General features: G+C 40.1%; 10 protein-coding genes. 5 read left to right on the plus strand and 5 right to left on the minus strand.

Features of this window, described 5'->3' with window-relative positions:
* Window positions 1–11: 11 nt before the first annotated feature.
* The 5 genes from A3IE_RS21880 to A3IE_RS0104710 are packed head-to-tail and all read left to right on the plus strand — an operon-like array spanning window position 12 to window position 6,690.
* Window positions 12–2,198 carry a serine/threonine-protein kinase gene (locus A3IE_RS21880; protein ID WP_020394437.1) on the plus strand — a complete coding sequence of 729 codons (2,187 nt, stop codon included), beginning with the start codon at window positions 12–14 and terminating at the stop codon, window positions 2,196–2,198.
* Between the two features lie 12 nt (window positions 2,199–2,210).
* A complete protein-coding gene (locus A3IE_RS0104695) occupies window positions 2,211–3,923 on the plus strand; it encodes an FHA domain-containing protein (protein ID WP_026154784.1) in 1,713 nt (570 codons plus the stop codon).
* Window positions 3,916–5,322: a serine/threonine protein kinase gene (locus A3IE_RS19905; RefSeq protein ID WP_020394439.1), complete on the plus strand. Its 1,407-nt coding sequence runs from the start codon at window positions 3,916–3,918 to the stop codon at window positions 5,320–5,322. The genes A3IE_RS0104695 and A3IE_RS19905 overlap by 8 nt, the downstream gene beginning before the upstream one ends.
* Window positions 5,319–5,786: a hypothetical protein gene (locus tag A3IE_RS0104705; RefSeq protein WP_020394440.1), complete on the plus strand. Its 468-nt coding sequence runs from the start codon at window positions 5,319–5,321 to the stop codon at window positions 5,784–5,786. The genes A3IE_RS19905 and A3IE_RS0104705 overlap by 4 nt, the downstream gene beginning before the upstream one ends.
* A gap of 34 nt (window positions 5,787–5,820) precedes the next feature.
* Window positions 5,821–6,690 (plus strand): Tll0287-like domain-containing protein, encoded by an 870-nt coding sequence (locus A3IE_RS0104710; RefSeq protein ID WP_020394441.1) that lies wholly within the window; start codon window positions 5,821–5,823, stop codon window positions 6,688–6,690.
* Between the two features lie 131 nt (window positions 6,691–6,821).
* Here the strand turns inward: A3IE_RS0104710 and A3IE_RS0104715 are convergent, their stop codons facing one another.
* The 5 genes from A3IE_RS0104715 to A3IE_RS19915 are packed head-to-tail and all read right to left on the minus strand — an operon-like array spanning window position 6,822 to window position 12,849.
* Window positions 6,822–7,469, minus strand: coding sequence for a CHAP domain-containing protein (locus tag A3IE_RS0104715; protein WP_020394442.1), 648 nt, complete (start codon window positions 7,467–7,469; stop codon window positions 6,822–6,824).
* A 34-nt stretch (window positions 7,470–7,503) separates the two neighbouring features.
* Window positions 7,504–7,896 carry a hypothetical protein gene (locus A3IE_RS0104720; RefSeq protein ID WP_020394443.1) on the minus strand — a complete coding sequence of 131 codons (393 nt, stop codon included), beginning with the start codon at window positions 7,894–7,896 and terminating at the stop codon, window positions 7,504–7,506.
* Window positions 7,897–7,943: 47 nt separating this feature from the next.
* Entirely contained in the window at window positions 7,944–8,417 is a 474-nt protein-coding gene (locus tag A3IE_RS21885) for a hypothetical protein (protein ID WP_020394444.1), read from the minus strand.
* A gap of 21 nt (window positions 8,418–8,438) precedes the next feature.
* A complete protein-coding gene (locus A3IE_RS0104730) occupies window positions 8,439–11,873 on the minus strand; it encodes an RHS repeat-associated core domain-containing protein (RefSeq protein WP_169333049.1) in 3,435 nt (1,144 codons plus the stop codon).
* 10 nt (window positions 11,874–11,883) lie between these two features.
* Complete coding sequence (locus tag A3IE_RS19915) at window positions 11,884–12,849, minus strand: PAAR domain-containing protein (protein ID WP_020394446.1); 966 nt, start codon at window positions 12,847–12,849, stop codon at window positions 11,884–11,886.
* Window position 12,850: the final 1 nt, after the last annotated feature.

Here is a 12,850-nt window from a genome sequence, read left to right on the forward strand (position 1 = left end):
AGATACTTGCCATGAGCCTAGAAATACCAAATTACACCATTGAAAAAGAGCTAGGTAAGGGTGGTATGGCGACGGTTTATTTAGCACGTCAAAATTTGCTAAGTCGCTCTGTAGCCTTAAAAGTTATGTCAACCGAGTTCGCAAGCAGCTTAAATTTTCAAAATGCTTTTCTCAATGAAGGTCGTATCGTTGCTCAGCTCGAACATCCCAATATTATAAAAATCTATGACATTGGTAGTTTACAAAACACTATCTTCTTTATGGCGATGGAGTATCTGAGTGGTGGTAGTTTACGAGATCGTTTAAAGCAGCAAAGCTTTACACCATCAGCGGTGTTAGCGGTTCTTAAAGAAGTGGGGGCAGGCTTGCAGTATGCTCATGAACAAGGGTTTTTACATCGCGATATAAAGCCAGAAAATATCTTATTTCGTAAAAATGGCTCTGCGGTTTTAACCGACTTTGGGATTGCTAAATTACAAGACTCAACCAGTGATATGACGCGAATGGGGCTTACTGCTGGGACTGTGCATTATATGAGCCCTGAACAGGCTACCACCAGTAAGCTGACAGAGCGCTCTGACTTATATAGTTTAGGCCTTGTTGCATTTGAAATGCTCAGTGGGGAGAAGGTTTGCAAAGCAGATAGCTTAGTCAGTGCTATTTATCAACACACCAGCCTACCAGTCCCTAAATTACCAGCTTCTTTAACGTATTTGCAGAGCATTATGGACAGGGTATTGGCTAAGCAAGCTGAGGATCGTTATGCGTCTGTGAATGATTTTGTTCAAGCATTGGAGCAACAGTTAGCGCACCATAAGCATTCCGTCACTGAAGAGTTGCCAGTTAGTCGTTATCAAGAACGAGCCACGATCAGTCAAGCTAGTGCGACTGGTAGCGAGATGGACTCGGATGAAACTATTCTTTTCCAACTGGATACGAACAGTGCACAACCGCATGATCTAGCGCTAAACGAGCAGCCAAAGGCCCAAGCCTTTTCAAGCATTATTGAGCCAGAAGCGAATGAAAAACCTAAGGTTCTATGGCGGCAACCTTTATTTTTAATGTCTGTAGTAGGGGGGCTAATACTAGGCTTAATCATTTATGGCGTATTAGTTTTTAAACCGTATGAGTCTGACCTGAGCTCAAAGCTTCCCAATCAAATAGTATCCCCCAGCTCTACAAGCTCTTTGCCGAGTGTGGTTAGGCCTGACGCTAGGTCTGGAGATCAAGCTTATTCTAGCCAAGAGAACAATAGTGTTATTAAAACAGCCGAGCCTCAGCAGCCTAACACGAATCCCATGCAACGCCGCTCAGAGCCCAGTTTAGTGAATAAAGAATTTACTACTAAAATCAAGTTAAATTTACGGGCTGAGCCTAATGCAAATTCTCAGATATTGTCTGAATTGGCTGCTAATACTGTAGTAAAGGTCATTAACCCATGGGTCTACGATCAACCCATTAGGGAGATGACAGGTAGCTGGGTATTAGTGTCTGTGCTAAACCAGCAGGGCTATGTTTACAATGGCTATTTAGAGCCCACTACCCGTACTAACACATCTAATACGCAACCCCCTAAGCTAGATAATTCAAAACCTGCGGACACTAGCTTGGCTAATGCAAAGCCTGCGGAGACTAACTCCGAGGCGGCCTATGTGGTGAAACGTAGTGCAGCTAAATTGTATGAAAAACCTGAGGCTAGTACGGCGGGTGTAGACTTGGCACTAAATAGTGTTGTTTTTCTACAAAGTAAAGCAAAAGCGGGGAGTTTAAAGGGTGAGAATGGGCAGTGGCTATATGTTAAAACCCCACAAGGTAAGTCGGGTTATCTATTTGATTTGGACGTTTTTCCTTTAGTACGAGTTAGTCCATCTCACGACAAGGCTGAGGTTTTTAAATTCGAGCCTTATACTGATGTTGGTGTGATGCATTTTAAACCTAAGGAAAGACGCAAAGTTTATAGCCTGATCGCTGATAAAGGTCAAAAGTTGTCATTAACCCCTAAGCAGCCTGATCTTAGTCAACAGGTACGTTTATATATATTTGGTGATAAGGATTTAAGTATTCTCGCGAACAGTGTTACTGCTGTAAATCAAGTAACTTTACCGAGTAGACAGCGTTATTTTGTTAATTTTCATTGGGATGGTGAACAATCAAACCTCCCAGAAGAACTTGAGTATGAATTATCGATTAAATACTAATTAGGTGATGTTGTGCAGGACGACGATAAAACAATATTAATGTCTCCTTCTCAGTCAAATATATCTTCTTCAGCAGAGGGTGAGCCAACTTATTTTGTTAAAGATAGTATTGTCATAAAAGTCCTACAGTTTGGCGAGCAAATTGGCCAAGACTATATTGTTCAGCAGACAATTCGTGTAGGGCGTGCGGCCGATAATGATATTCCGTTAAGTTTTAGCATGGTCAGCCGTTATCATCTTATTATAAAGCGTGGGATTGATGGTTGGTATTTACAAGACTTAAATAGTGCTAACGGTACTTTTATTGCTGGTGAGCCAATTAAACAGCAAGTCCGTCTTAATCTTCCTGTTAGCATTCAAGTTGGTGATTCCGCCTGTTTCTTAGAGCTAAGCTATTTAGCTGTCAGGGACTCAACAAGACTACTTTCTAATAATGAGAGTGATAATCTAGAGTCTGGCTCTGCTGAACCGTTTATTAGTTTAAGTCAAGAGCAATTTATAGCAAAGAACTCCAAAACAGATTATTCAAAAACTACTAAGGCTTTATCGAAAGATAATATTCGTGCGCGCTTGTTAGCAGAGACTGAGTCCGAGGATGCCGGTGACTACACTAAAATGGTGAGGTTATTGATTCACGAGGATCGATCCAAACGTTCTAGAAAATATCGTTATATTATTTTGAGTATTATTATTGTATTAGCAGTTTGTATAGGTTTGTTAGTTAATCAGCAAATAGCCATAACTCGTGCTAAGCAACTAGCCATCGATATGTTTTATGATGTTAAACAGCTTGAGATTAGCCTTGCTAAAGCTGAAGTGAGTTTAGAGGAGCAGACCGATAAATTAAAAGCAAAGCTTGCAAACTTAGATCAGATAACTCGTCAACAGGAGGAGCAGCAACTTGCTCAAGTGGAAGAGCAAATAAAGCAACAAAGAAAAAAGCTTTCTGCCATGCGCTCAAAGTATCGAGAGTATGTGAAAGAGGTTAATTCATTACGTATCAGCTTACCAGGTTCTACCAATTATGAAGAAGAGCTGATTAGGCGCGTTGCTAGTGAGCTGGGCGAAAGTGAGTTAGAGATTAGTAGTGATTTTATAAAAGAAGTCAAACGCTATATAGGATTTTGGAAGCAATCACCACGCCTTAATCAAGCGATTCATCGTTTAGAAGAAAATAACTATAAGCCAATTATTTTACAGGCCTTAAATAAACAACATATTTCTGAATACTTTTTATATTTGCCTTTGCAGGAAAGCAATTACAATTTAACCGCGATTGGGCCGGTGACGCGTTTTGGTATTGCGAAAGGCCCTTGGCAGTTTTTAGCTGGAACAGGCGGTGATTTTGGCTTAAAGACAGGCAATTTAAGCGATCAGCCTATATATGATGTTCAGGATGAACGCTTTAACTTTGAAAAAGCTAGTCAGGCTGGCGCAAAATATCTGAAGCACATCTATAGTACTGAGGCTCAAGCCTCGGGTTTATTAGTGATGGCGGCTTATAATTATGGTCATAATCGTGTACGTACTTTAATTCAGGCTATGCCAGAGAGTCCACGTGAGCGGAATTTCTGGAAGTTTACTCAGCAAAATAAGATTCCACAAGAAACCTACGATTATGTCTTCTATATTGTTTCTGCGGCGGTCATTGGTGAGGATCCTAAGCACTTTGGATTTAAGTTTGCTCCACCTTTGGCGGCTAAAAAGGGGATAAAAGATGAGTGATCGCTCTAGTCTTTTATTGCCTGAAGGTTTTAAACTGGGCTCTTACGAAATTCAAAGTGTCTTAGGCGCAGGTGGATTTGGGATTACTTACCAAGCCTATGATCACGTGCTAAATCAATTAATCGCAATTAAAGAGTATTTTCCTTATGGAGTCGCTGCTCGTCAGCAAAATAGTTTAAATGTTATTGTTCCAGCTACTCAGCATCAAGAAATTTATGCTTATGGCCTAGATCGTTTTTTAAGTGAAGCTCGCGCTCTAGCGAAATTTAAACATCCTAATATTATACGCGTCATTCAGTTTTTGCAGGCTAATCAGACCGCTTATCTTATTATGGATTTTGAGAAAGGTAAGTCGCTAGCGCAAGTTTTAAAGCAATTAAAAACCCTGAGCGAAGCACAAGTACTTGCTACTTTTATCCCTTTGCTGAAAGGCTTGCAGCATATTCATAGCCATGATTTTTTGCATAGAGATATTAAGCCAGCCAATATTATTATTCGTGATGATAATTCTCCTGTGCTCATTGATTTTGGCTCGGCTCGACAAGCGCTTAATCAAAATGATCTTATGTTAACGGCGATGGTAACACCAGGTTATGCACCTTTTGAGCAGTATTTTAATGATGAGCAACAAGGCATTAGTGCTGATCTTTATAGTTTAGGGGCAACCTTATTTCATGCGATGACCGGAGAAGTGCCTCTTGTTGCGATAAAGCGTATGGCACTGTCAAAAGAGCAACAGCCAGACCCCGTTTATAAAAAATTACAGGAATTTCATAACGTTTATTCTAAAGAGTTAATGAGTACTGTCGAATGGCTATTACAAGTAGATGCAGCTAATCGACCTAAAGATATTGCGGTAATTCTACAAAAACTAGCTACGATTACTGTAAAAGAAGAGGCTCAAGACCAAACACTGACCCAGTCCTATGCAGAGTCAATAGCAATCAAAGATGATTTAAAGGGTCTACGTGATTCGTTAGCAGAAGAAATAGGGCCTATAGCAGATACTTTGTTGAAAAAAGTTTTAAAGCAGGAAAGTGATTTAAGTAGTTTAACTAAATTGTTGGCTGAATTTATTCCTACAGAAGAGCGTCGAAAAAGGTTTTTAAGTAAGCATACTAATAAAAGATCACATTCTGTTGTATTCACCGGAGCTTCTCAAGCTGCAGCTATTGATTTGAAAAATAATGCTAATACCTTAAGTACTGTTGAGCAGGATAACGAGTTTATTGATAAGGTTAAAAGTTGTTTAACCCTATCGATTGGGCCAATTGCTCCTATTCTTGTTAAAAAAACCTTGAAAGAAGCTAGCACACGCGAAAATTTTATAGAAAAGCTTTGTATCCATATAAATAACCCTATACAGGTTCAAGATTTTTTGAGAAGGATGAAGTTATGAAGTGGAGAGTATTGGCATTTTTAATAAGCTTTAGTTTTTTTACTGAACTGGCCTATGCAGATGATGCTGTGAACTGGCTATTATTGGAAGGTGATGCTTCAGGGTGTCGAATGCAAAGTGTGAAGAAAACCATGGATGATGGACAAGGTGAAACTAAAATTTGGTTAGAGCTTGATTCAAAACAGATGATTATAAAAACACAATCTGAGATTGATAGTGCTTATAATGATTTGTCTATTCAAGTAGATGATGAAAATGAAATAAAAAGCACTCAGATTGTTGATAAGAACAATCTTGTATTCCAGAGTGATATTGAGATCATAACTGAGGAATTCATCAAAGGGAAAATTGTTAAAGTAAATTTAAGATTTTGGCCTACATGGCCTACTACGGGGCTAAAAACTACTGAATTCAGTTTAAAGGGTTTTACTAAGGTTTATAGATCTTTAAAGCCATGCCCTTAAATTAGCTATATCATTTGCATCAGGAGGAGAGGTTATGAAATTAGCCCTTAAATTTAATTTTATAATAATAACAGTACTACTGCTAGGATACTTAATAGCAGGTTATGCTTCCTATTATGTTTTGAAGAAAAATGCCCAGCAAGAAATTCTTGAGAGGGCGAATTTGTTGATGGAGTCTGCACAGGCCGTTCGGAAGTATACTGTTGAGGAAATAAAGCCTTTACTGACGGTTCAGAATAAACGTCAGTTTTTGCCACAAACTGTGTCAGCTTATGCGGCGGTTCAGACGTTTTTACATTTGCAAAAAAATCATCCCGAGTACAGTTACAGAGAGGCAACGCTTAATCCTACTAATTTAAGAGATAGGGCGGTTGATTGGGAAAGTGATATTATTCAGAACTTTTCTAAAAATGAAAAAGAAGTATTTACCACTACTGAACGGGATACGCCTTCGGGTCGTTTATTTTATGTTGCTAGGCCTATCCGTATTACCGATCCAGCTTGTTTAAGTTGCCATAGTACACCAGATGCTGCACCTGCTACTATGCTTGAAAAATATGGTTCGGCTAATGGTTTTGGTTGGAAAGTGAATGAGGTAGTGGGCGCACAAATCATTTCAGTGCCTATGGCAATTCCTATTAAAAATGCCGAAAAAGCATTTATGACTTTTATGTCAATTTTGGGAATTATCTTTTTACTGGTTATTGTTATTTTAAATATTCTTTTACGTGCCATGGTGACTAAACCTATTGTGCAAATGGCGAATATGGCGGATCGAATTAGTAAAGGTGAGCCGGACCTTCCTGAGTTTTCTGAAACTGGAAAAAGTGAGATTGCTGTGTTAGGTGCTGCGTTTAATCGTATGAAACGGAGTTTAGAGCAGGCTATGAAAATGTTAGAATAAAGACGTTGTCAGCGTCAACTCACTGGAGTTTGTGAAGTCCTATCTCTTCGTCAGGATTGGCATTCAAGCAAATAAAGATGTAGCGGGCAATGCCATTCCTGTTAGTTATCGGATGAAGTTCTAAAATAGTTCTATTTGGGTTGAGGGCGGTAAAACCAAATTTGACCTGTTACTGTAATGGTAATTTTTTCACGGTTTTCCTCTATGGTTGTATCAGAAAAGAAAAGCTTAGATTTCCGTACAACCAAGTCTTTTCCTATAGGCCCTTCAAAAGAAGCAGAGGCGTATTTTGCTTGAATATTTTGCTCAATCACTATTATAGAGCCATCTTCATTTATACTTTCCACAATCGCAGTATGATGAGGACGCTCAATAGATTTCCAAGAGCCATCTGGTTTTTCTAGTTTTACTTCATAGTCACGAAACTGAATAACATCACCTGCTTGGAGTTCTTTTTGAGTGATTGGCTTTCCCCAAACATAATCAGCATCACCAAAGTTTTTCTTCTCACCGGTATAATACATTTTAGATGTTTTAGCACCTGCTTTTGTGAGTACGCTCTCAGCTAAGTCCCAGCATTGACCTTTACCGACACGTTTATCCAAAGTGTCTTGAGCAAACCTCAACACTTTAGCCCCCAACGTTTCGCTGCTCGGTTGTTCAGTGGCTAAACCAACAGGGCCATTTGATGGTGGAGGTGTGAGTGTATGAATGGAGGGGCTAGGGGAAGGAGCTGCTGAACTGACACCAATTGGGCCAGGTAGAGTTCGGTTTGGCATGTTCTTCCGCTCCTATTAAAAATAAGGTTTTTTATCAACGCGTTATGTTGAGTATAGTCAATTTTTCTTTATAAAAAGGAATTACCCGTAGTTGATAACTTACTTGTACGTTTTCATTGAGTTGATAGGTTGGAGGTATTTTTTGGTCTGAAGCGTTCTCTGAGTAATAAGCAAGGCGACCATCTGGTAACTGGATAGTGTAAATATAGCGATCTGGTATGATGTATTGAGTATCACGGGTTAAATGGTCAGGGTGGCGAATACTACGAATTTCGGTTCTTTTAACGGTTTCTCGTGATGCAAATTGGATATTTTTGATTATGCCGGTTTGTTGTTGGGTGGGGGTAGAGCGGATTAGGAAATGCCAAATAATAGTAGAAAGAAATATGCCTAATAAAACTATAGCGAATAGTATGAGGAGTTTCATACTAAATCCTACGTTTCTTTCTGAAATTAAATTTCATTTAAAGAGCTTCAACCAGTTTCAATAGTGTACTCTATGCTTTCTGCCTCAATAATCCAGTTTGTTGTTAGAGAGTAATTATACCATTCAATTTCATGTATTAAATACCCAGAAGAAGATAAGCGAAATTCATCGTATCTCCAATCACCATGTCCATCTTTAAGATTGTAGGTTTTTATATCAAGTGAGATTATGTTTTTATAAGAAAATTTTAATTTTGAATCATTAAAAGCTCCTGCGAGAGTTATAAATAAATTAATTTCTTTGATATCATTAAATTTTCTGGATTCTTGAAAAAATAAAGAATCGAGCCAAGCATCGTGCGGAGATCTATGATCATTGAAATCATAATACCATCCTGAGTTTATTAAATCATACAAATTTAACGGGATAAAGTCCTTTATGGACTCTATATATTGATAGTATTTTTTAAATGCAGCGCTAGTATTTTTGTCTCTTTCATCTTTTGCTAAAATATAAGTCATCTCTTTTCTCTAAAAAATTAGTCATCTGTTACATTTTACAAGAGCTTTCCATCTGTCACCTTTGACGTTTGCTTTACCTTTAGGTGGAAGATTATTACGCTTTCTATGCTCGCTTATTATAACTCCTTTTAATTTTTGTTGCGTGATTTCGGGCAGGTTGGAAGGTGCACTTTTTTTACCATGTTTATTGATCCAATCAGTATGGCCATGTACACCAACCTCTCTACCTTGAGGATCGTAAACATGTATTTCAAAACCCGCATTACCTCTATTTTCAAAAGTGTCTATACGCCCTCTATAGCCTGCACCTAAATTTAATGGTGATTTGGAGTCCAACCCTAAAGGATCAATATATTTACAAGGGTTTTTCAGAAAAGAAGAGTAGTTAATGTTGCCAAAGAGGCCAATCGGATCAGAGGTTATGTAGCTAATCGCCTTTAAATTATAGTAACGAAACCTATTATAATAAAGTTGTGATTCGGAATCACACCACTGACCCTGAAACCGAATCGGACAGTCAATTTTATTCGGATTATTAACTTTAAGCTTGCCAAAGGTAAGTAGTCGGGCGCTCCAAGCTATATCACCCTTATTATCCACTAACTCTAAAGGAGTTCCAATGTGATCATTGATGCTAAAATATTGCTGTTGGCCATTCTCCAACTTATACAGCGGGGAAAAATCATGTGGATGATATTCCCAAAAGTGATTTGTTTTTATTTTTTCTTCATGAGTTTCGTAATGAATCTCATGTAAACCTACATCACCATCCCAGACAAAAATAGTTCTTACAGTGGGGCCTCTTTTTTCCACACGACGGCTTAAAGCATCATAGCGATAGAACCATTCACTCCCATCAGGTTTTTCAATGGATATTAACTGACCTTGACGATTCCAGCGGTAATGGGTAATTCCATCATCATCTTGTTGGCGAATGAGCTGTCCATCAGCATCATAACTATAGTGTTTTCCCTCACTTTCAATTAATTGATTGCCGCGCTGATATTGCCATGCTGCGTTGTTATTATTTATCAGTTCTACAGCCGTATTTCTTTTGATGTGATGCTGTTGGTAACTCTTGATATTGCTATTCGCATCGTAGCTAAAGCGTTCTAGGATTTGATCAGGGTGTAGTGTGCTTTCAATACGCTCCAAGACATCGTAGGTATAGCGCGTTGTACCCCATAAGGAATCTTGTTTGACTAATAGATTACTGGCGGCATCGTAGTGATAATGGCGCTGCGCTAATGACTTGTGAGGAACTTCTTGGTGTTTTAAGGCTTGCTCAATTAAACGTCCACGTGAATCTACTTGTTGAGAGAAATGGAGATTAGCGCCCAAGCGGCGGCTTGATTCATAGCCACGTTGATCATAGCTAAATTTCACCGGCTCAAAACCCGCTGCTTGCACTTGTGCTATTTGCCCATTCGGATTCCAAGCGAATTCGGTAATATTCTCGAATGGACTGATACGCCGAATACGGTTGTTGAGTGCGTCATATTCATTATAAATAGTAAGTTCGCCCTGTGTTTCTTGTACCAAACGGCCTAAAGCATCATAAGCAAAACTGACAGAGCACATGCTATTATCAGCCTTAACCAAAAGTCCTCGAGCATCGTAGTGGTAATGGATACTCGAACCATCATCATTCCATAGCTCTGTAATGCGCCCAGCAGCGTCATAACTATAGCGACTTGAATAACCAGAAGGTTTGCGAATCTCACTAACTTGCCCAGCAAGATTATAGGTATAGCAGGTGGTCGCACCAGAAAAGTCGGTTTCTGTCACTAGGCGTTCTTCTTCATCGTACTCAAAATGATAGACCTCTCCTTTTTCGTTGGTTAGATGCGCTAACTGACCGGCGACAGCATTCCAGCCATACACAATTTTATGGCCATCAGGTTTGAGTTCCTCTTCAATATTGCCGCAGTTGCAGTATTTCCAACGTGTAGTGATGTGGTTTTCATCGGTGTAGGATTTCAGATTGCCATAAACATCCCAGTCATACGAACGTGTATTTTCATCGGGCAGGTTAATCTGTAGTAGATGACCCAATCGATCACGTGTCATCCGTGTAGTGTGTCCTACTGCATCGGTATAGCTAATGAGATTACCGAAGGCATCCCATTGATAATGGGATAGTTGTCCAAGCCAATCGCTAGCACTTGCTAGATTACCGTATTGATCCCATATAAAGTGGCGCTGATTACCTGCTGCATCGGTATGCTCAATAAGGTCACCCATGTCGTTATAGCGGAAAAACTGACTCGCGCCGAGCGGGTTTTGAATGTGGGTTAAGTGTCCCTGTGGGTCATAAGAGCGCTGCCATTGATGACCTAAAGGATCAGTAATCTGAATAACTTGGTGTTGCTGATTAAAGGTGTAAGCTACAGTCGCACCATGCGGTGAAATGATCATGCAACGATTGCCATGCTCATCATAGACATATTGAGTGAGTAAGTTATCAGGTTTTATTTCTGCGACAATACGACCTTCATCATCATAACGTGTCGTAGTCAGTAGACCAGTCGGTGAAACCACCTTCTCAACTTGATAGTTTTCATTCCATTGATAGAGGGTGGTATGGCCACTGCTATTAGTAACTTCGGTACGGCGTAAATAATTGTTATAGACCAGTGTGTGTCGATCAAAGTCATTTTGTCCGCTGTTGTAAATACAGCGATCTTGCTCATCAAATTGGAAAGTATAGATCATCCCCCCTAAGGTTTTTTCATTGATCATTCGATGCTTGGCATCGTATTTATAATAGCTACTCTGGCCAAGAGCATTGGTGAATTTGATTAAATGCCCGTGTTCGTCGTAATCATAATGTACCAATGCTGTCTGCTCTTGTTGATCTTTGGCGAGAGCATCGGTTTTCCGATAAATGCGCGTGACAAAATTTTGGGTATTATATTCTAAATGTAGGCTGCGTTTTTCACGGGTTTGTTTAATACTGATTAAACGTTGTTGAGCATCATAGTCAAAAACAAGACTATTACCTTCTGCATCTTCACGGCGTGCCAAAACGGTTGGTTGTGTACTGTGGGGTAGTGGGAAATAGTCATGCACAACACTCCCTTTCTCAACATCCCAAGAAGTCACACAAAGCTCATTATTGTGGAGACTTAAAGCGTGATAAGAGCCAAGATTGTAAGCAGTATGGCCTTGCTGTAATTGATAGTGTGTGGTGTTAAAAAATATTTCGGTTTCACCAGAAATATCTGTCAGGCTATATCCATCTAAATCACGTGTTATTTTTCTATCTAATGCGCAATGCCAACCTAACCCAAAAAATCCTTTTTTATTACCCAAAGCGCTACTATACCGACGTGGTAAGATTAAGTTGATGCGCCCCTGTAAGGTTATATCCTCAAAGTCGTGATAAAGCACACCAGTAGCTATATTAACAGGATGACCTACTGATACATAACCTTGGGCTGGGCGAGATCGCATAGTGAATTCCTCAACAATTACATGTTTTTTGCCCATCAACGGAAGCGTTTGGCTTACCTTGCCCGCGTTTTTTTAGCAATCCTTTAAGAATATTCATTAGACCCTTTGCAAGTGCCATGGTGGCAATCATAGGAAAGCCGCCAATGATGACATTCACAGCCCCTGGCGTAATAATAGTACCGGGTGTTCCGGGTGGGGCGGCAGGGTCTTTGCCCATAGCTGCGGCTAATGCCATAGCTGCTGCATCAGCTGCCATTTGTGCTGCCATCATCGCTGCATTTTGCGCAAGCGCTGCCGACATAGCAGCATTATCACTTTCTACAGATTCCACCACATCTCCAGCAATTGCTAAGCCTTGAGCTGCAATACCACCTACTTGCATCACTTTGCCAGCGATGGCTATGGCCTTAGATAATTTAGATACTTGCTCTGCTGCTTGTTGAGCCTTTTGAGCAGTAGCTTGTGCACGATTGCCAGCACTGTTAACAACAGGGCAATGCATAGTGATATCCATTAGTTGGCGCGCAGCTCTAGCACCACCAATAAATACATTAGATGAGCCAGTCTTGATTTCACCCAGTGGTAAAATGCCACAACAGGTGGGATTTAAAATGATGTCACCGCAACGTGCAGCGGGCATCCCATTGATTAATACTTGGATGGAAACCCCAGCCGTAACAGGTCCCATCGGTGGTAAAGGCGTTGGTGGAATAGGGGGGGGGCCACTGGGGGGGTGTGCTACATGCGCATGAGGCAAACCTAGTGTCAGGGACATTAAAGTTGCCGCAGGCATTGAAGGAAAAACGGCAGCAATACTAGAAGTTGCTTTAGCAAAACCTACTTCAAATTTTTCTACGAGCTGTTGAGGTGCTCCAACCACAGATGATATACCTTGGGAAATAGTATGTAATGCATTGGTGGGCCTAGTGGGAGGGTAAGGTTCTGGTGCTTTAGGTAGAGGAGGAGCCGCAGACATC

This window comes from Thiolinea disciformis DSM 14473, assembly GCF_000371925.1.
Classification (GTDB): domain Bacteria; phylum Pseudomonadota; class Gammaproteobacteria; order Thiotrichales; family Thiotrichaceae; genus Thiolinea; species Thiolinea disciformis.